Raw genomic sequence first — 20073 nt, 5'->3', positions numbered from 1 at the left:
TCTTCAGCCGCCGCACACCGCAGGGAAGGTGCACCGCTCCGGGTGCACCCGCAGTCCGCAGTCTTCAGATTTCTGGTGCTCTCATGCAGTCCCCGGGCCGCCGCTGGATCGTCCCCGCCCTCGTCTGCGCGCTGATCGCGGGCGCCGCCTGCATGGACCTGGGACGCGAGGCGGAGCGAGAGCTCAAGCTGGCGTCTTCCCTGGTGTCCGAACCATCCCCGGCCCGGGACGCCGCGGAGCCGCCGGCGCCCCCCGCGCCCCGCCCGCGCGACGCGGCGCCGCCCATCATCCGCGGCATCTACGTAAGCTCGTACGCCATCGGCAACCCGGCCAAGCGCGCGGCGCTGCTGGCGCTGGCCGACAGCACCGAGATCAACACCTTCGTGGTGGACGTCAAGGACGAGGACGGCGTCCGCTTTCCCAGCACGGTGGCCGTCGCCCGCGAGGCCGCGCACGAGCGCAGCATTCCCGTGCGCGACCTGAAGGCCGTGGTCGACACGCTGCGGGCGCACGGCATCCATGCCATCGCCCGCGTCGTCGTCTTCAAGGACCCGCGGCTGTCGCGGCTCAAGCCCGAGTGGAGCATCCGCAACCCGGACGGCTCGGTGTGGCACGACAGGCAGGGGCTCAGCTGGGTGAGCCCGTGGGACCGCGACGTGTGGGAGATGAACGTCGCCGTGGCCGAAGAGGCGGTGCGCGCGGGGTTCCGCGAGGTGCAGTTCGACTACGTGCGCTTTCCCGAGCAGTACCGCAGCCTGCCCACGCAGGTGCACCCCGAGGCCGACTCGACGGGCAACCGCACCGACGCCATCGCCGGGTTCCTGGCGGCGGCGCGCGCGCGGCTGCACCCGCTGGGCGCCACGGTGACGGCCGACGTGTTCGGGCTGTCGATGAACGAGTCGCGCGACGTGGGGATCGGGCAGCAGTGGGAGCGCATCAGCGCCGTGACCGACGCGGTGCTGCCGATGGTGTATCCCTCGCACTACTTTCCCACGCACCTTGCGGGGATCCGCCGTCCCAACCGCCAGCCGTACGAGACGGTGCGCGCGTCGGTGGGGATGGGGGTGCTGCGCAACGACCGCCTGCGCGCGGCGGGGGTGGAGCCGGCGCGCATCGTTCCCTGGATCCAGGCGTTCACGGCCACGTGGAACGACCGCGGCTTTCCGTATCGTGCGGAGCAGGCCCGCGACCAGATCCGCGCGCTGTACGACCTGGGGATCGAGGACTGGATCTTCTGGCACCCCGGCAGCAACTACGCGCAGATCGCCGGCGCCTTTGCCCGCGAGACCGCGCCCGAAGCCCGCGCCGCCTCCGTGCCGGCCGCGGTGACCGCCACGGTGGACCGCCTGGACCGCGAGGGCGCCGCCGCGGAACGCGAGCGGCTGTCCGCGGGGAAGTAGCGCGTCTCATCCACCGCAACGACGAACGCCTCCGGCACCGTGCCGGAGGCGTTCTTTCGTTGCGGTGGGTACAACGGAAGCAAGGGTTTCCCACACCCGGAGCCTTGGGGGAATGCCCTTACATCCAAGATGTCGAGATAGGCGGGGCTCATATCAGACCATCCTTGTCAATACGATTTGTGATGCTTAGATCATAATTTTACGATGTTCCGTCAATGCGTCCGGTTTCCTCAGGAGGGAAAATGGAAGTAGATACGGTAGTCTCCGGTAGCCCATTCTTTATCGGCAGTCAATCTGAGTGGTTCTGGGCTATGGCTCAAGCGATAATCGTCGCGTTGAGCTTACTATTCATTGGGCAACAGATACGGCTGCAGAGTCATGCTAACGTGCTGACCGCTCTGGCAGGCATACAGCATCAGTGGACGTCCCCAGAGTTGGTTTACGCCCGTGGCCTCACCTGCGCACATTGGAAGGATCAAGGACCCTTCTTCGAAAATGCGGAAGAAACTGTTTGTACTTTCTTCGAAAACCTAGGTCTCTACGTCGAGAAACAGGTCGTCAGCCAAGAAATTGCGTGGGAACTATATAGCTACTATGTGGAACACTACTGGGCCATGCTAGAGCGTGAGATTCGAGACATCCGCAAGGAGAACGAAGATCCCACCCTCTACTGTCATTTTCAGCGGCTGAACGCTATACTCCGCGACTATGGATTGAGACGGGGCGTGGTCCCAGGCGATTTTTCCCCTGCGCGGATAACCCGTTTCAGAGACTATGAGTTGAAGCGAGTAGCTGAGTTTCGGGAATTTCAAAGTACCTTGTCGCGATCATAATCGTATACTGTTCTGGCCAGTGCGCATGGCGCGAGAACGAAACGCGAGCGGCTGGCCGCGGGGAAGTAGCGCGTCTCCATCCGCCGCAAACAACGAACGCCTCGGCACGGCGCCGGAGGCGTTCTTTCGTTGCGCTGGATCGGTTTCCGAAGGCGTTGGCGAAGCTCCGCGGCCTGCCCCACCCCGAACTGTCATTCCGAGGGAGCGCCACCCAGGACCCTGCCCTGCCGTGATGCCTGCGCGCGACCGAGGAATCTACTCTCCGTCTCCTCGTGGCCTGCCGCGACGCCCCGGACCGGCCCTGTCTGGCTGTTTCGCCGCCGCACGTATGGAGCGGGCTGCCGCGTCCACTCTCGAGGAGGCCGACAGTAGATTCCTCGGCCCTGCAACCCGCGGCGCGAGCGTCCGACGACGGTGCGGCCGGGCCTCGGAATGACAATCCTGCTTTCATCCAGCAGCGTGCGGGGCCTTACTCAGCGGCAGCTGAGGACGCCCGTGGCCGTGGTGAAGCGAACCGGCAGGCCCGAGCGCGCCACGCGCACCACGTCCGTGGGCGTGGTGATGGCCTGCGTGGTGACGCAGCGGCTGCCGGGCGAGGTTTCCACCACCCGCACCGTCAGGCTGCCCTCGTGCACCGCCGCCGCCTGCACGCGGATGGAGTACCCGCCGTTGGGACGCGTGCCCATGGCGGCCACCACCACCACTTCCCGCGAAAAGTCCACGGCGGGCAGCGGCGGCACGGGGTGCTGGTTGTTCCACAGGCGGCTCCAGACCTGCGCCCACTCTTCCGCATCCTCCACCACGATCCGCGCAGACTGCTCGAACCCGGAGTAGTAGGATGGATATCGTTCGCCCACCGGGGTGACGGCGACCGCCTGCCCGGGAAGGTCGACCAGCGGCAGTCCACCGGCGGGCGACTCCGCGCAGGCGGCGAGCGCGGCAAGCATCAGGGGAATCAGGCGAGTCGTTCTCATCTTCGGTTGCATCCGTACGGGTTTTTTGACCTGCCTCCGCAGCTACAAGCGTACAACCGCGTTCATCCGTGACACCAGGGCTACGTCGAGGCGCGCCTTCCACGCCAGCGTTGGCATGTGTTTATTGCGCATGCGGCAAAGGGCTTGCATAATATCAGAACTTCTGACATTCTGAAGGAGCGGTACATGGGAGATTCGATCAGAGTGGGCCAGCGGGGCACGGTGGTCCTGCCCGCGCAGCTTCGGCGCCAGTTCGGAATGGAGGAAGGAGCCATGATCATTGCGGAAGCAGTCGACGACGGGATCCTGCTGCGGCCGGCGGTGGTGCTGCCGGTGGAGCGCTACAGCGATGCGCGAAAGGCGGAGTTCCTGCTGAACAACGCCATCGGCCCTGATGAATATGTCTGGGCCGTGGGAGAAGTGCGGCGGATGGGGCTGGATCCTGACGCCATTCCGCACGAGCGGCCCCTCGCCTGACGCGTGCACGTCCTGTTTCTGGACGCCAACGTGCTCTTCTCCGCCGCGTACAGCGCCCAGTCCCGCCTGCGAGAGCTGTGGACGCTGCCGGAGACGCAGCTGGTGACGTCGGAGTACGCGCTGGAGGAGGCCCGCCGCAACCTGGGCGGAGCCGGCCCCCGGCGGCGCCTGGAGGAGCTTGCGGACGGGGTGCGGGTGATCAGCGAAAGCGGCTCGTGGGCGCTGCCGCCGGACGTCGCCCTCCCCCAAAAAGACCGGCCGATCCTCTCGGCCGCCATCGTCAGCGGCGCCACGCACCTGATCACCGGCGACCAAACGCACTTCGGCCCGTGGTACGAAAAGCAGATCGGCGGCGTCTTCATCCTCCGCCCCGCCGCCTACCTGCAGCTACGCGCGGACGAAGACACCTCCGCGTGAAAACGGGAGCCGCACGCGCGGCTCCCGTTCTTCGTTCATGGGCACCTGAGCAGGATGACGCTGCGGCCTGCTACGGCGCGGCCAGCTCCACCACGCGGCCGCGGGCGAGGTCGGCGGCGGTGAGGTCGATGGGCGGGCCGCTCCCCACGCGCACCCGCACGCGCGCGACGGTGGCCGGCAGCAGCACGCGGTAGCTGGCGGTGGAGGCGGCGGTGTTCAGGATGCGGATTCCGCTCTCCGACACCAGCGGCGTCTCCGTCGCGCCGCCCACCACCTCGGCGGAGCCCTCGGAACCCTCCGCGCGCCCCAGCGTCAGCCTCCCCGACGCCTGCCCGGCGCCGACGTCCAGCACGAAGCGGCCGGGCGCGGGCGTAAAGAACACGGTGGACCCGCTCGCCGGCGCCTCCGCGGCGGGCGCCGCCGCCGGTGCAGCGGGCGGCGGAGTGGGCGCGGACGGCTCGTCCGCGCCGCCGAACGCATCGCGCACCTGGCCCCACGCGGCATCCAGCCGGTCCAGCGCCCACGCGCGCAGCGGCGCCACGGTGGCAAAGGGGACGATGACGACCAGCGCGACCACCGCCGCGCGCGCCCAGGCGGAGTGCGTCCAGCCGGTGCGGCGGAGGGAGGGCGCGGCGGTGATCGGCGTGACGCGCGCCGGCTCGGGAAGGCGCGGATAGACGAAGTCGTCCGGCAGCTGCACGTCGGCCAGCAGGCGCGAAAAGCCCGACGCGCGCCGGCGCAGCACCTGCAGCCGCTGGGCGCAGTCGTCGCAGCGGGCCACGTGCACCAGGCGCACGTCGCGCTCCATGGGGGTGAGCTCGTCGTCCACCAGGGCCAGCAGGTCGCTGTCGTCCAGGTGCACGGGCCCGGCGGCGGGGTTGCTCACACGTCCTCCCTGTCCAGCTCCAGCCGCCCGGCCAGCTTGCCCAGCGCGCGGCTGATCAGCGCGCCCACCGAGCCCGTGGTGGTGCCCACGGCCTCGGCGATCTCCTTCTGCGCGAATCCTTCTCCCCTCATCAGCAGGGCCATCCGTTCCTTTTCCGAAAGCGTGAGCAGCGCCTCCTGCACCACGTCGCGCCGCAGGGCGCGCTGCAGCGCCTCGTCGGGCGCGGGGGGCGGGTCGGCGTGGGGGGCGCGGCCGGGCGCGCGCATCAGCAGCATGCGCCGGCGGGTGGCCGTGCGCGACGACTCGTTGGCCAGGTTGGTGGCCACCTTGAACAGCCACGCGCGCGGGTTCTCGGCGCTGCGCGGGGGCTGCTGCATCAGCCGCACGAACGCCTCCTGCGCCGCGTCCGCCGCCCGGTCCGCATCGCCCGTAAAGCGGAACAGGTAGCGCGAGAGGGTGCGGTAGTTTTCTTCGTAGAGGCGCGCGACGTCCATCCCTAGAACCGCACGCGAAAGCCGACGAGGGGAAGCCGGGGAAGCCCGGGCTCGAACTGGTCCGTCACGCGGTCCTGCGGCTGGCACCCGGGGCCGATCTGCGCGCACGACCCGCTGCCGCTGTAGCGCGCGGGATTGTCGCGCCCCAGCACGTTGCGCAGCTGCAGGTAGGCGTTCAGGTCCCACCCGCGAAAGCGGCGCGTCCAGTCCACCAGCAGGTCCACCCCCAGGTACTCCGGGGTGCGCTCCGCGCCGGGGTCGCCGGTGCGCACGTCCTCAGCCGGGTCGCCGCCCTCGTCCCCGATCTGCTCCGAGAAGCGCCGGGTGAACGACGCGCCGCTGGCGGCGGTGAGCGCCGCGCCCACGCGCAGGCCGGGGCGCGCGCGCACCATCGTGGTGGCGTCCAGCGTGTGGCGGCGGTCCTCGGGCGCGGGCCAGCGGTAGCCGTCCGCCCGCAGCTCCGACCGCGCCAGCGTGTAGCCGGCGGACACCGTCCACCGCCCCACCAGCCGCCGCAGGGAAAGCTCCATCCCCGCCGCGTCGTTGCGCGAGGCGGAGAACAGCGCCTCCCCCGCCGCCGTTCCGGGCTCCGGCCGGGGGACCGCCACCCCGGCGGAGCGGCGGGCGTACACGTCCAGGTCCGCGATCCACCCGTCCCCGAACCACGCCTCCACGCCGGCCGTGGCCACGTCGGAGCGGATGGCGGGCACCTGCTCGCCCGCCAGCAGCCAGAGGTGGCTGGCCTGAAAGGCGCGGATCTCCAGCCCGCCCGCCTGCAGCGCCTGCGTGTACTGCCAGCTTCGCCCCACGCCGGCGGAAAGCGAGACGTCGCCGCCCAGCTGCACGCGCCCGGTCAGCCGCGGCGCCAGGCGCACGGGTCCGCCGCCGCGCACCGCCTCGCCGCCCTCCACGCGGAGCCCCGCCAGCAGCGTCGTCCGCCCGTCCGGGTTCCAGCGCCGCTCCGCCCAGGCGGCGCCCATCGCCAGGGAGCGCGCGGGGGAAAAGAGCGGCCGGTCCTCCGCGCGCGGGTTGGGCACGGGCGCGGCGCCGCGATAGCCGGCGGCAAGCCGCGACAGCTCCCATCCCCCGCTCCACCCGCCGCGCGGCTCCACCTCGCCCGCCAGGGCCAGGTGCGCCACGCGGTTGCGGCTGGCGCGGGCGGGAAGGCCCGCCTCGTAGTCCGGGCGCGGCAGGTCGCGGACGTCCGCGGCGTACCGGCTGACGGAGACGGTGTGGCGCGTGCGCCATCCACCCAGCGGCGCGGAGAGCGTGACGCGCCCGGCCGTGTTCCCCCACGACGCCGCGATCCGCTCCACGACCCCCGGCACCTCGTCCCGCACGTGGTCGCGCTCCACCAGCCCGCTGGCCTCCAGCGCCGCGGACTCGCCCAGGCGCAGGTCCGCGCGTGCGGCCACGTCCCAGAAGGCGTAGGGGATGTAGAGGTCGTCGTCGTTCGTGGCGCGGGCGATGCCGGCGCTCAGCGCGTCCAGGTAGGTGCGGCGCCCGGCCACCATCCACCCCGCGCGCCCGTCCCTCACCCGCTGGTCCAGCGCCAGCCCCGCGCCCACGACGGAAAGGTCGGCGAGCCCGTTCACCCGCCCCTCGCCCGTGGCGCGGCGGGTGCGCAGGTCCAGCACGCCCGCCGCCGCGCCGCCCAGCGCGGTGGGAAGCACGCCCGGGTGCAGCCACGCCGCGCCCACCGCGCCCGGGCTGACCCCGCTGAACGCGCCCACGCCATGCAGCGGGTTGAACAGCGGCACCCCGTCGAAGAACACGCGCGTCTGGTCCCACGGCGCGCCGCGGGTCCACAGCTCGGCCGTGTAGTCGTCGCGCGTGGACACGCCGGGAATGCGCTGCAGCGCGCGAAAGACGTCCGGCTCGCCCAGCGTCACCGCCTCCAGCACGTCCGCCTGGGTGAGCGCGTGCACGTCGGTGGGCACGTACTCGCGCAGCCGCAGCCGCTCCGCCGCCAGCCGCGCCGCATCCGCCGCCTGCTGCCCTGCTTCATCCACCTCGCGCCGCGCGAACGGCTGCGGTGCGTCGCCCTGCGCCCGTACGGGGGCCAGCGCGATGGCCTGCACGGTCAGGCTTACCGACACGCGCGAGTCCGCCGAGCCGCGCAGCTCCACGCCCAGCGTGCTGCTTCGATAGCCCACGCGCGTCACGTGCAGCCGATAGCGCCCGGCAGGAAGCCCCGTGAAGCGGTAGCCCCCGTCCTCGCCCGAGACCGCCACCCGCGCGCCGGGGATGAACGCCGCGTCGCCGTCCGGCAGGGCGCCGGCGCCCTCCGCCAGCAGCACCACGCGGGCGCCGGGGATGGGCTGCGCGCGCTGCGCATCCAGGATCGACCCGGAGATCGTCCCCTCCCCCGTCTGCGCGGCGGCGGGGATCGCAATCAGCAGCGCGAGCGCCGCCATCCATCGAACGATTGTCAGGTACCAGACCGGCCGGGACACCGCATTCTCCTTCTGCACCGCGGCGGCACCCTGCCCCGCTTCATCCATGGGATGCGCGAGCCGCCCCGTTTCTGTCACCCCTCGCGCGCGGAGAAGCGAAAAGCGTGCGGGACAGGGCTCCGTAACGGATGGGCCACGCAGGGAATAGGGAACAGGGAATAGGGAATAGCCGGCAACAGCGGGCCGGATGCCGCTACTGCCAGCCCAGGTTCGGTAAGCAAGGATCTGCGCAGCAGGTGGGGGAACTCACACGGAGTCAACGGAGTCAACGGAGTCAACGGAGTCAACGGAGTTTGGGGATGGAGGTTGGCCGCTGGATTCCGGGTGCGTGGAGAGTGCTTTCGGGGGTGGATGACAGAAACGGATGGCGTCGCGCATCCCATGGTTGTGAGCGCCGGGCGACGGGCTGACAGAAACCGAAGTCGTTGTGCATCACATGGTTGCGGGGGCGATGAACGAGACTGTTCGCCCCGCCGGAAACGACCCGAGTTCGCCTTGGCGGCAGGTCCGCCTGATCCATTCCATGCAGGAGAGCAGACCGATGCAGATGATTCGTACGATCGTGGGCGCCACCCTTGCCGCGGCGGCGCTGGCCGCCTCCCCCGCCGCCGCGCAGACGGCGGAGCAGGGCGCCACGGTGACCGTGCAGGGCGGCGGATTCAGCTACAGCCGCGAGGGCGGCGACCTGATCCCCATGGGCGCGGTGCGCGTGGACTGGCCCGTCTCGCGCTACCTGCGCGCCGAGGTCGGCAGCTCGTACGCCCGCCCCGGCACCACGATGACGCGTCCCATCGCCCAGGGCGTGCAGGAGGCCTACCAGACGCACAGCAGCCTGGCCACCGCCACGGTGGGCCTGCAGGCGCAGCTGCCCACGCGCCTCGCCACCCCGTACGTCGGCATCGCGACGGGGCTGTTCGGCCGGCTGGATCCGGACGGCGGCGACCGCTTCATCCGTCCCACGCAGGAAGTGATGGCGGGCCTGCGGGTGCCGGTGCGCGGCGGCATTGGCCTGCGCGGCGAGCTGCGCTACCGCATGGACCAGCACCAGGACGGTGTCACCGGGTCGAACATGGAGCACACGCTGGGCGTCACCATCAAGCTGTAAACCCATCTCCCCCGAAGACACCTCATACCAGATCCCGAAAAAGATCAATCGTACAGAGGAACAGAGTCAGACAGAGAAAAGCGAGCTGAAATATCATCTTGGCTCCTCTGTCTGACTCTGTTCCTCTGTACCCATAAAGGTGTTGTTTTTCCGGATTCGGTATCACACGGAGGCCTGGGGACGAGCACGAGAAAACGCCGTTGACTCCGTTGACTCCGTGTGAGGCTATTCTGGCGAAGCATGCATAACGACAAGAGGCGGCCCCGAAACACCGGGGGCCGCCTCTCCTCGCTTTCCATCGACCGAAAGCAACCTACAAATCCATCTCCGCCGCGACAAGGTCGTCCACCGTCTCGCGGCGGCGGACGAGGGTGGCCTCGTCGCCGCTCACCATCACCTCGGCCGGACGGGGGCGCTGGTTGTACTGGCTGGACATGCTGAAGCCGTACGCGCCCACCGTCATGATGGCCAGCAGCTCGCCGGGCTTGGGCAGCTCCATCTCGCGGTCCAGCGCAAGGAAGTCGCCCGTCTCGCAGATCGGCCCCACCACGTCCACGCGCACCCGCTCGCGCCCGGGCGCCTGCACCGGCTCCACCGCGTGCCAGCCGCTGTAGTGGCTGGGGCGGATCAGGTCGTTCATCCCCGCGTCGGTGATCACGAAGCGCTTGCCGCCGCCCTCCTTTACGTACAGCACGCGCGTCAGCAGCACGCCCGACTCGCCCACCAGGAAGCGCCCGGGCTCCACCACCAGCTTGAGCCCCGTCTCGGCCACCGCCGGCACGATCTCCGCCGCCCACTCGGCCGCGCTGATCCGCGCCCCGCCCTCGTAGCTGATCCCCAGCCCGCCGCCCAGGTCCAGGAACTCCAGGTCCACCTCGGCCTGGCGAAGGTCGTGGGCCAGGTCCAGCACGTACTCCAGCGCGTCGCGAAAGGGCGCCACGTCAAGGATCTGCGAGCCGATGTGCACGTCGATGCCGCGCAGCCGGATCCCCGGCATGCGGGCCGCGATGTTGTACAGCGCCCGCGCCCGCGCCGCCGCGATGCCGAACTTGGTGGCCGCGTGGCCGGTGCGGGTGTACGCGTGCGGCGTGGGCGTGTCGATGTCGGGGTTCACCCGCAGGGCCACCGGCGCCCGCGTCCCCATGGCGCACGCCAGGTCGCTCAGGGCGCACAGCTCGCCCTCGCTTTCCACGTTGAAGGCGTAGATGCCCGCGCGCAGCCCCGCCGCCAGCTCGTGCACCGTCTTGCCCACCCCGCTGAAGACGATGCGCTCCGCGGGAATGCCCGCCATCAGCGCCCGGTGCAGCTCGCCGCCCGAGACGATGTCGCAGCCGGCGCCCAGCTCCGCCAGCGTGCGCAGGACGCCCAGGTTGCCGTTGGCCTTGACCGAGTAGGCGATCAGGTGCGGCACCGGCGCCAGCGCGTCGTCCAGCTCGCGGTAGCGCTCGCGGATGGCGCCCTGGCTGTACACGTACAGCGGCGTGCCCCACCGGGCCACCAGCTCCGGCAGCGGCACGCCCTCGCAATGCATGATCCCGCCGACGCGCGGAAACGCGTCCGTCGTTCCCGCCACAGCAGCCGTATCCTCCAACCCGTCCTCCCTGCGTGTTGTAGATGGGGTCCCGCCCCGAATCGCGCACGATCCGAGCCGCACGCCTTGATCATTGACGCGCGGCTGCTACCGATGCAGTGTACTGGCTCTTGCATCCACCCGAAAGCCGTCCGGCTTCCGGCCCGCCGACCCCGCACCCGCGGAGGACCTCCATGCGCCTGATGCACTCCACCCGCCTTGCCGCCCTGCTGGCGCCGCTCGTCGCCGCCGTTCCGCTGGCGGCGCAGCAGCCCGGCGCCCCCGCCTCCGTGCGCATGCGGGGGCCCGGCAACGGAAACACGATCGTCGTCTGGCCCCGGCACGTGCAGTCGCTGGCGGCGCGGCTGGACAGCTTTGCCGTCGCCCTGCCGGCGGCGGAGGGCGCGCTGTGGCAAGGCGTGCTGCTGCGCGCCGCCCACGCCCCCACCCCGGCCGCGGCGGAAGTGCGTGTGACGCCAGTGCTGGAGATCGGCCCCGGCGGCGGGTGCGGGGACCCGCCGGGGATGGACGACGCCGCCAGCCGCGTGGCCAACATCGTCCAGGGCGGCCGGACGGCGGGCGCCAGCGGGATCATCGTCCAGGGCGGGCGCACGGCGTCCCCGGCCACCGGCATCATCGTGCAGGGCGGCACGCAGTCGGAGGCGGGCGCGCGGACGCGGGTAGGCACCCGCCCGGGAGCGCAGGCGCCACGCCCCACCCCCACGGACGCCGTCGCCATCGGCCCCAAGCAGGACGATCCCGCGCCGCCGCCGCAGAGCCTGGGCCGCCGCTTGGCCGAGTTCTCGGCGCGGCTTCCGGCGGAGGAGCGCGGCGCGCTGGACTGGCTGCTGACCCGCGCCGCCACCGCGCCCGAAGGCCGCCCCGGCACGCCCGGCGGGCTGCCGCCGGGGCCCTGCAACCCCGAGACCGGGTGCCGCGCGGGAGGCCCGGCGCTGAGCGTTTCGCTGCGCCAGGCATTGGGCATCGACGCGCTGGCCATCGGCCCCAAGCAGGACGACCCCGCACCCCCGCCGCCGACGCAGAGGTGGATCCTGCGGTTCTGAGAGGGATTGCTCCATCCCTCTCCGAATTGACTTCCTGAGGGAGGCGCCGCGCCGCAACTCAGGAAGTCATACCGGATCCGGAAAAACAACACCTTCAAGGGTACGGAGGAACAGAGTCAGATAGAGGAACCAAGATGATATTTCAACTTGCTTTCTCTGTCTGACTCTGTTCCTCTGTACGATTATTCTTTTCAAGATCTGGTATCAGGCTGCCGGTGACGTTTCAGGGTTGGGCAGCACCCAGGACAAGCTACGGAGCCGGCGCGGGAGATGACAATACGCGAAAGGCCGCCCCCGGCGTGGGGGCGGCCTTTCGTCGTTCCGGCGGACGCGGACCGCGGCGTCAGCGGAACGCCGCGGGCGGCGGGGACGCCGGGGGGGCGGCGGCGGCGGTCACCGTGCCGCCCTTGAGCGGGTAGCGGTTGAACCAGAGCGGGCAGTTGGCTCCGCTGTCGACGGTCACCATGGGCCCGTTCTGGGCGCCGGACCACGACCAGAGCGCGTGCGTGGTGCGCGTGTACGGCGTCCAGCCGCTCACCGGGGCCTGCGTGGGCCGCTTGGCGAAGCTGCCCCACGCCGCCGCCATCTGCCGGGCCAGCGAGGTGTCGGCGGGGGCCAGCGCGGTGCTGGTGTTGGCCGTGGACGCCCAGGCCAGGGTGTTGAAGACGTACGGGAGCTCGTCGGCGTGGCACACCATCCCCGACCCGGCCGAGCACTCCGACAGCGTGTCGTACAGCATGAACGGCACGGGGGAGCGCTGGAACAGGTAGCCGAACACGGGCGGATGGGCGGTGTCGGGGGCCACCGGCCGCTGGTTGGCGCTGTACCCCGAGTCCGCCGACACCAGGCCGGCGCACTTGAAGATCAGGTCCGTGATCAGGTTGCTGAGCGCCGAGGCCGGCCCCGGCATCCCCGCCACCGGCGCGGCGCCGGACGCGCTGTACGGCTTCTGCGTTCCGGCGGTGTAGTTGCGGATCGTGTCCGCGTTCGCCACGCCGAACACCCGGTCCAGCACCGCGTTGTACTGCAGCGAGGTGAGCTTGTTGGCGCCCAGCGCGGCGAAGAGCACGCCCTCGTCGCGGTTGAAGCCGAACATGTACGGCCTGCGGCGCACGCCGGCGCCATAGCCCAGTAGCGGCTGGCCCAGCACCAGCTGCCCGTCCACGGTGGGCGTCCACGGTAGCCCCTCGGGAAGGCCGCCGTTGATCAACCGCAGCACCCGCTCCGCCGCCGAGACGGGGGCGTCGAACGCCGCCTGCGCCTGCAGCACCTGCACCGGGGTCACCCGCTGCGCGTTGCGGTTGAACCACGCGCGCGCCGTGATGGCCAGGTCGCACTGCGCGCCGCCGCTGGCCGCATGGCACAGCTTCTGGATGTACCCGTCGCCGTCGGCCTGCGCCTGCGAGGGGGTGCGGTACACCGCGCCCACGGGGTTGCTTTCCATGATGGCGGCCCGGAACAGCGAATTGCTGCTGGGCATCTGGAACAGGTGAAAGCCGGTGGACATGGCCCCCGCGCTTTCGCCGAACAGCGTGACCCTGCTGCTGTCGCCGCCAAACGCGCCGATGTTGCTGCGCACCCACCGCAGCGCCATCTGCTGGTCCAGCAGCCCGAAGTTGCCCGCGACGCCGTTGTTGCCCGCGGTGGAATACAGGAATCCCAGCGCGCCCAGCCGGTAGTTGAGCGTCACCACCACCACGGTGTCGGCGGCCGCCAGGTACGCGCCGTCGTACATGGGCGACGACCCGCGGCCAATGACGAACGCGCCGCCGTGGATGAACACCATTACCGGCACCTTGCCGGCCGCCGCGCCCGCCGGCGGCGTCCAGACGTTCAGGTACAGGCAGTCCTCCGACTGGCCCGACGGCATGGTGTCCGTCACGGTCAGCGGCGCGCGCGACGTGGTGTCGGGAAGCAGCCCCTGCGGGCACGCGGCCCCAAAGGCGGTGCCGCGCATGGTCGTATCGGGCGCGGGCAGCGCCTGCGTAGGCTTCCAGCGCAGGGTGTTGGCGGCCGTGGGAGCCTTGGCGTACGGGATGCCGCGATACACCGGCACCACCGCCTTGCCGCCGGCGACCACCGCGGTGTCCGTGGTGCCGCAAATGCGGCCCGCGGCCGACTGCACGGCGGCGGTGGTGCAGGCGGGGCGCACCGGCTGCTGCGCCGCGGCCGGCACGGCGAGAGCGGCGGCCAGCAGCGCCGCCGCGGCAAGAGGCAGCGGTATGCGCCGCCGCGGTGGCGTGATAAGCGCTTCAGGCAGGTGCGGCGGTGTGTCGTGATGCATGGGTCGTCTCTCCGATGGTCTGGGGGGATGCGATCACTGCTACCAGTCAGGGTAGCACGGGCAGAAGCTACGCAGGTCCCCAAAACCCGTCAATCGGGAATTTTTTCGTAATGATCCATTGCATTCAGTGCAACGTTCCGCGGCACTCGCCCACGGGCTTCAAGCGCCATTCTGCTGGCATTTCTCCGCTGTCCACAGCTGATCGAGCCACGCCGTACCTGCAGATGTTCCAACGTATTTTCTGCGGAATTTTTTGCCGGGCGGATGATTGGAGTCTCGTACCGTACGCCCCCAGGACGGGGATCTCCTCCGCAGGACCTGCATTATATCGTTACAGGTGGCAAGGCGAGCCGCGAGGCATTCGCGGCGCATTCCGGCCCCCCGCGCATCCGTCTCCGCGCCCTGTCCGTCCTCTGCGTGAGACACCTTCGCGATCACGGCGCACAACGCGAAAGGCCGCCCCCATCGTGGAGGCGGCCTTTCGCCGGCCGGTAGAGAAGGAGTTCAGTACGCCTTGGCCCAGACCGCCTCGACCGTCGCGTCCGCGCCGCAGACCAGGCACCTGGTGGGCGCGGGATCGCTGCGGAACTCCTCGAAGGGGAGGCAGCGGATCGTGGCCTTCGTATCCGCCTTCACCTTCTCCTCGCACTCCCCCGACTCGCACCAGCCGGCGTACACGAAGCCGCCGGGCCCGTCGATGATCTCGCGGAAGCGGTCGTACGAATCCACCCCGCGGTGCGTGTTCTCGTCCCGCCGCGCACGGGCGCGCTCCAGAAGGAAGGTCTGGTAGTCCTCCAGCCGCTGCGCCATGGACCCCAGCACCTCGGCCTCGGGAAGGAACTGCTTGCGCTCCTCGCCCTCGGGAATTCGGCGCGCGAGGACGACCTGCTCCTTGGCGATGTCCTTGGGGCCGATCTCCAGGCGGAAGGGCACGCCCTTCATCTCCCACTCGAAGAACTTGGCGCCGGGCGTAAGCTTGTCGCGGTCGTCCACGTGGGTGCGAATGCCGCCCAGCGCCGCCACGATCTGGGCCGCCTTGCCCATCACCAGCTCGCGCTCGTCGTCCTTGCGGTAGATGGGGACGATGACCACCTGGATGGGCGCCACGCGCGGCGGCATCACCAGCCCCTTGTCGTCGCCGTGCGTCATCACCAGCCCGCCCACCATGCGCGTGCTGGCGCCCCACGAGGTGTTCCACGCAAACTCCTCGGCGCCGCTCTCGCTGGCGAACTTCAGCGCGAACTGCTTCGCGAAGTTCTGCCCCAGGTTGTGCGAGGTGCCGTTCTGCAGCGCCTTGTTGTCGCCCATCATCGCCTCGCACGTGTACGTGCGCAGCGCGCCGGCGAACTTCTCGCTCTCGCTCTTCTGTCCGGTCACCACGGGCATCGCGAGCCATTCCTCCATGAACTCGCGGTACACGCCCAGCATGCGCAGCGTCTCTTCCTGCGCCTCGTCGTGGCTGGCGTGGGCGGTGTGGCCCTCCTGCCACAGGAACTCGGTGGTGCGCAGGAACAGGCGCGTGCGCATTTCCCAGCGCACCACGTTGGCCCACTGGTTGTACAGCAGCGGCAGGTCGCGGTAGCTCTGCACCCACTTCGAGAACATCTCGTAGATGATGGTCTCGCTGGTGGGGCGCACGATCAGCGGCTCCTCGAGCTTGCTCTCGGGGTCGGGGATCAGCTTGCCGTCGTCGGTGGCCTTGAGGCGCGTGTGCGTGACGATGGCGGCTTCCTTGGCGAAGCCCTCCACGTGCTGGGCCTCGCGCTCAAGAAAGCTCTGGGGGATGAACAGCGGAAAGTACGCGTTCTGGTGCCCCGTCTGCTTGAAGCGCAGGTCCAGCTGGTCGCGCATCAGCTCCCACAGGCGATAGCCGTAGGGGCGAATGACCATGCAGCCGCGCACGGGCGAGTAGTCGGCCAGCTCGGCCTTGAGCACCACTTCGTTGTACCAGGCGCTGAAGTCCTCCGCCTGGGTGGTAAGCGCTTTTTCGTTGGCCATGGGATCATCAGATAGTCAAAGGATCCGCCGCGTCGGGCGGCGGATCCGTGTTCACATGCGGATCGTGCCCGTGATCAGGCAAAGATGTCGCGCACCGGCAGCTTCCACCCCGGCACCACGTCCTCACCATCAAGCACATCGTCTTCAGTCAGCTCGGTGCGGGTCCCGGACAGCCGGAAGACCGTGACCTCGCGATTCTGCGGATCCACCAGAACGACCATGCGAGTACCGGCAGCCAGGTATTCATCCACCTTCGTGCGGACCTCGCTGTAGCGATCGTTGGGTGAGACCACTTCAAAAGCCGCGTCGGGAGCACCGGGCCAGAAGCCCACCGGATCTCCGACCTCGTCCACCCGCGCCTGATGCACGAACGAAACGTCAGGCACGCGGACTGTATCGGGATCCGTGGAAAGCCGATAACTGGCTTCCGCCGTCGCCATCACGCCCAGCCGATGCGCGCGAACGTAGGTCCGCAGCTCTCCGGCGATGTTTCCGGCGATTCGTCCATGCTTCCAACCCGCAGGCGTCATCTCACGAAGCTCCCCTTCGACCAGTTCGCGGCGGATGCCGTCATCCGGCATCGCCAGCAGCTCGTCGGCCGTCATCGTTCGTAGCTGGGTGGCCATGGTTCACCTCTGCGACGCAATACAACCAGGATCTACCAGAAGGATAACCCTCCGGCGCACTCCCTGTGCCCGCGCCAGCGCTCTCAGCGAAATGCCGGCGCGGGCGTCACGGTCATCCGACCTCCGCCAGCGGGACGCGCGACTCCTGGCCGCTCTCCATGTCCTTGACCACCGCCACGCCCTCGGCCGCCTCGTCGGGCCCAATGACGACGGTGCGGCGCGCGCCCAGGGCCGAGGCGTTCTTGAACTGCTTGCCCACGCCCTGGTGCTTGAACGCGTAGTCCACCGACGCGCCGCCGTCGCGCAGCCGGTGCACCATCCCCAGCGCGTCGGGCCGCTGCTCGGGCGTCACGGCGATGACGTAAAAGTCCAGCGTCTGCCGCGTCTCGGGAAGCAGGCCGCGGTCGCTCAGCAGCTCGCGCAGCACCACGTCGCCCATCCCGAAGCCCAGGGCGGGAAGCTGCACGCCGCCCACCTGCCCCAGCAGGTTGTCGTAGCGCCCGCCGCCGCAGATGGCGCGCAGCTCGCCGCGCGCGTCGAACAGCTCGAAGACGATCCCCGTGTAGTACGCCAGCCCGCGGACGATGCTGAGGTCGAAGCGGACGTAGTCCATCAGCCCCATGGCCCGCAGGTGGCCAAAGATCTCGCCCATCCGCTCGATCTCGGGCGCCACGCCCTCCGTCTGCCCGTACGCTTGGCGCACCGCGTCGAAGTCCGTGTGGCGAAAGATGTCGAGCGTGCGCTCGATGGCCTCGCCGCCCATGCCGGCCTCGTCGCGCAGCCGCCGGGCGATCACCTCGCGCGGGTCGCGCTCCAGCTTGTCGACGATGTTGTACACCAGCACCAGCTGGTCCTCGGGAACGCCCGCGTGCAGCAGCAGCGCGCGCAGCAGCCGCCGGTCCGAGACGCGCGCCACGAAGTCCTGCTCCGTGAGGCCAAAGGCGCGCAGCATGTCGATGGCGGCCGCCAGCAGCTCCGCGTCGGCCGCGGCGTCTTCTTCGCCGATGACGTCCAGGTTCAGCTGAAAGTGCTCGCGCAGCCGCCCGCGCTGCTGCCGCTCGTAGCGAAACAGCTGCGGGATCGAAAACCACTTGATGGGCTTGCGCAGCCCGCCCGCGCGCGCCGCGGCCATCCGCGCCAGGGTGGGCGTCATCTCCGGACGCATGGCGACCTCGCGGCCGCCCTTGTCGGTAAAGTTGTACAGCTGCTGCACGATCTCGGGCCCCGACTTCTCCGTGTAGAGCTCCAGCGGCTCCAGCGGGGGCCCATCGTATTCCTGGAATCCGTAGCGGCGCGCCACGTCGCGCCACGTGCGCATGATGTGCGCGCGGATGGCGAAGTCGTCGGGGTAGAAGTCCCGAAAGCCGGGCAGTGCCTGAAAGTTCGCGTTAGACATAGCCGCGGAATGTAGCGAACGCTCAGGGAATAGGGAACAGGGAATAGGGAATAGCGGGCAACGGCGGGCGTGGCCGCCGGCTGTCTGCCGCGGGAGCGAGTGAACTCGCCGCAACGAAAGCGGAAAGCCCCGCAAACTGCGCGGGGCTTCACCTGCTGCGCGGATCGCGACACACTCGTCCGCGAAGGCGGACATCGCGTTTTCCCAGCCTCGAATTCATTCGCCCCGGGTGGCCGCGGCTTCACCTGCCGAGCGGATCGCGACACACTCGTCCGCGAAGGCGGACATCGCGTTTTCCCAGCCGCGAATTCATTCGCCCGGATCGGCCATTCGCCCGGCGGCCATTCGCCCAGCGGCCATTCGCCTCGGCGGTCGGGGTTTCTCGTTCGCCTTGGCCGACGCGCGGAATGGACCGCCTCTCCACGCCCGAATCCGCCGGCCCAACCACGGCCGATCTCACACCACCGGAATCTCCAGCGCGGCCAAGGCATCTCCCACTGTGTGCACCGAGCCGGTAATGAGGACCGTGCCGTAGGGTGCCATCGTCTCCGCACGCATCAAGGCGGCGGCGAGGTCGGGAATCACGCGGACGGGGATCTTCGCGTCCAGCGACTGCGCGGCGTGCTCCGGGTTCCAGCGGCGTCCGTCTGGCGCGGTGGGCGCGGTCGTCAGGATCGCCGCGTCGGCGCGGGCGAGCAGCAGCGGCAGCATCTCGCTCCATTCCTTGTCGGAGAGGACCGCGGCGACCAGGACCAGGGGGCGCGGCAGATCGAGCTTGTCGACCGCATCCACCAGCGCCGCGACGCCGGCGGGGTTGTGCGCCACGTCGAAGATCCACGTCCCGCCGCGCTGCCGCACCACCTGCATCCGCCCGGGCCAGCGCACCGCCGCGAACCCCGCCTCGATCGCCTCCCACGACGGCCGCACGTCGTCCGGCAGCACGCCCAGCAGTTCCGCCGCCAGCGCCGCGTTCCGCGCCTGGTGCGCGCCCACCAGCGGAATTCGCACCTCGTGCGCGCCCCAGCGCTCCGAGTCCAGGTGAAAGCGCGTGCCCTCCAGCGACACCTGCACGTCGCGCATGCGGATCACCGCGTCCAGGACCACCAGCGGCGCGCCCGCCTGCGCCGCGCGCTCCCGCAGCACCTCCATCACGAACGGGTCTTCCTCGCCGATCACCGCGGGGACGCCGGGCTTGAAGATCCCGCCCTTTTCCCAGGCGATCTTCTCCAGCGAGTCGCCCAGGTACTCGGTGTGGTCGCGCGCCACGTTGGTCACCGTCGTCGCCAGCGGGGTGATGACGTTGGTGGAATCCAGCCGCCCCCCCAGCCCCACCTCCACCACCGCCAGGTCCACCCCCGCCTCCGCGAAGCAGAGAAACGCCAGCGCCGTGGTCGCCTCGAAAAAGGTGGCGCCGGTGCGCTCGATAGCGGGCCGCAGCCGCGCCTCCGCCCGCGCGAACAGCTCCGCGTCCACCGGCCGCCCGTCGATGCGAATGCGCTCCGTGAACGAAACCAGGTGCGGCGAGGTGTACAGGCCGATGGTGCGCCCCGGGTGCGCCGCGCGCAGGGCCGACTCGCACAGCGCGCTGACCGAGCCCTTGCCGTTGGTCCCCCCCACGTGGAGCGCGCGAAAGCGCCGGTGCGGATGGTCCACACCGGCGAGCAGCTCCTCCGTACGCTCCAGCCCCCAGCGAATGCCGCCCGTTGTCCGGGCGAACAGCCACGCCGCGGGGTCGTCTGGCTTCATCGCGGAATTCATATCATGGGAGCGAAGGGAAAGGTGATGGGGTGAACGGGTGATGGGGTGAACGGGTGACGGGGGAGGCGCTTCGATTCGTGTCGAGACGGGCTAAGGCCGCGAGCCTCGCAGACAGGTTCGCGGAGTTCGCCAGGCGGGGCGCGGCTTCAAGGGATGTGCGAAAAGGCGATCGGTGACCTATGGACCCGGCCCACGCGAGCAGGTGAAGCCCCGTTCGGGGAGGAACGACCCGAGACGGGGCTTATGGCCTTTCCAGCCGCGGGCTTTAGCCCGTGCGGTCCAGGCGAGACGGGACGATGCGTCCGGCGCCCCCCCTTCACCCCTTCACCCCTTCA

16 protein-coding genes are annotated in these 20073 nt (G+C 70.0%); 6 read left to right on the top strand and 10 right to left on the bottom strand.

Annotated elements, in window-relative coordinates; genetic code table 11:
• Window positions 1–83 precede the first annotated feature (83 nt).
• Window positions 84–1400, top strand: coding sequence for a putative glycoside hydrolase (locus tag VGC13_RS17925; RefSeq protein WP_331126655.1), 1317 nt, complete (start codon window positions 84–86; stop codon window positions 1398–1400).
• Window positions 1401–1642: 242 nt separating this feature from the next.
• Window positions 1643–2233, top strand: a complete 591-nt coding sequence (locus VGC13_RS17920) for a DUF4760 domain-containing protein (protein WP_331126654.1) — start codon at window positions 1643–1645, stop codon at window positions 2231–2233.
• Between the two features lie 473 nt (window positions 2234–2706).
• On the opposite strand, the gene VGC13_RS17915 is transcribed toward VGC13_RS17920, so the two are convergent.
• Complete coding sequence (locus VGC13_RS17915; protein WP_331126653.1) at window positions 2707–3207, bottom strand: protease complex subunit PrcB family protein; 501 nt, start codon at window positions 3205–3207, stop codon at window positions 2707–2709.
• 186 nt (window positions 3208–3393) lie between these two features.
• Here VGC13_RS17915 and VGC13_RS17910 point away from each other — a divergent pair, with 186 nt between their 5' ends.
• Window positions 3394–3684, top strand: a complete 291-nt coding sequence (locus VGC13_RS17910) for an AbrB/MazE/SpoVT family DNA-binding domain-containing protein (RefSeq protein ID WP_331126652.1) — start codon at window positions 3394–3396, stop codon at window positions 3682–3684.
• A 3-nt stretch (window positions 3685–3687) separates the two neighbouring features.
• Window positions 3688–4101 carry a PIN domain-containing protein gene (locus tag VGC13_RS17905; protein ID WP_331126651.1) on the top strand — a complete coding sequence of 138 codons (414 nt, stop codon included), beginning with the start codon at window positions 3688–3690 and terminating at the stop codon, window positions 4099–4101.
• A 70-nt stretch (window positions 4102–4171) separates the two neighbouring features.
• Here the strand turns inward: VGC13_RS17905 and VGC13_RS17900 are convergent, their stop codons facing one another.
• Genes VGC13_RS17900 through VGC13_RS17890 form a run of 3 tightly spaced genes read right to left on the bottom strand, consistent with a single transcriptional unit; the run spans window position 4172 to window position 7898 of the window.
• Window positions 4172–4987, bottom strand: a complete 816-nt coding sequence (locus VGC13_RS17900) for a hypothetical protein (RefSeq protein WP_331126650.1) — start codon at window positions 4985–4987, stop codon at window positions 4172–4174.
• Window positions 4984–5481, bottom strand: coding sequence for a sigma-70 family RNA polymerase sigma factor (locus tag VGC13_RS17895; protein ID WP_331126649.1), 498 nt, complete (start codon window positions 5479–5481; stop codon window positions 4984–4986). Before VGC13_RS17895 ends, VGC13_RS17900 begins: the two co-directional genes overlap by 4 nt.
• A 2-nt stretch (window positions 5482–5483) precedes the next feature.
• Window positions 5484–7898: a TonB-dependent receptor gene (locus VGC13_RS17890; RefSeq protein WP_331126648.1), complete on the bottom strand. Its 2415-nt coding sequence runs from the start codon at window positions 7896–7898 to the stop codon at window positions 5484–5486.
• A gap of 580 nt (window positions 7899–8478) precedes the next feature.
• Here VGC13_RS17890 and VGC13_RS17885 point away from each other — a divergent pair.
• Entirely contained in the window at window positions 8479–9042 is a 564-nt protein-coding gene (locus VGC13_RS17885) for an outer membrane beta-barrel protein (RefSeq protein ID WP_331126647.1), read from the top strand.
• Between the two features lie 313 nt (window positions 9043–9355).
• Here the strand turns inward: VGC13_RS17885 and lysA are convergent, their stop codons facing one another.
• On the bottom strand, window positions 9356–10633 hold the full coding sequence (gene lysA / locus VGC13_RS17880; protein ID WP_331126646.1) for a diaminopimelate decarboxylase: 1278 nt from the start codon (window positions 10631–10633) through the stop codon (window positions 9356–9358).
• A 173-nt stretch (window positions 10634–10806) separates the two neighbouring features.
• On the opposite strand from lysA, the gene VGC13_RS17875 reads away from it, so the two are divergent.
• Window positions 10807–11676 (top strand): hypothetical protein, encoded by an 870-nt coding sequence (locus VGC13_RS17875; RefSeq protein ID WP_331126645.1) that lies wholly within the window; start codon window positions 10807–10809, stop codon window positions 11674–11676.
• A 343-nt stretch (window positions 11677–12019) separates the two neighbouring features.
• Here VGC13_RS17875 and VGC13_RS17870 read toward each other — a convergent pair whose 3' ends face one another.
• The 5 genes from VGC13_RS17870 to VGC13_RS17850 all read right to left on the bottom strand — a co-directional run bounded on the left by VGC13_RS17870 (window position 12020) and on the right by VGC13_RS17850 (window position 19726).
• Complete coding sequence (locus VGC13_RS17870) at window positions 12020–13960, bottom strand: carboxylesterase/lipase family protein (protein ID WP_331126644.1); 1941 nt, start codon at window positions 13958–13960, stop codon at window positions 12020–12022.
• A gap of 504 nt (window positions 13961–14464) precedes the next feature.
• Window positions 14465–15958 (bottom strand): proline--tRNA ligase, encoded by a 1494-nt coding sequence (gene proS, locus VGC13_RS17865; protein WP_331126643.1) that lies wholly within the window; start codon window positions 15956–15958, stop codon window positions 14465–14467.
• A gap of 74 nt (window positions 15959–16032) precedes the next feature.
• On the bottom strand, window positions 16033–16563 hold the full coding sequence (locus VGC13_RS17860; protein WP_331126642.1) for a Uma2 family endonuclease: 531 nt from the start codon (window positions 16561–16563) through the stop codon (window positions 16033–16035).
• 133 nt (window positions 16564–16696) lie between these two features.
• Window positions 16697–17980: a histidine--tRNA ligase gene (gene hisS, locus VGC13_RS17855; protein WP_331126641.1), complete on the bottom strand. Its 1284-nt coding sequence runs from the start codon at window positions 17978–17980 to the stop codon at window positions 16697–16699.
• A 456-nt stretch (window positions 17981–18436) separates the two neighbouring features.
• Window positions 18437–19726, bottom strand: coding sequence for a folylpolyglutamate synthase/dihydrofolate synthase family protein (locus VGC13_RS17850; RefSeq protein WP_331126640.1), 1290 nt, complete (start codon window positions 19724–19726; stop codon window positions 18437–18439).
• Between the last annotated feature and the right edge of the window lie 347 nt (window positions 19727–20073).

It is taken from the genome of Longimicrobium sp., assembly GCF_036399255.1.
In the GTDB taxonomy this organism is placed as follows: Bacteria; Gemmatimonadota; Gemmatimonadetes; order Longimicrobiales; family Longimicrobiaceae; genus Longimicrobium.
Note: the sequence above shows the minus strand (reverse complement) of the source record. Positions and strands in the feature narration are given on the sequence as shown.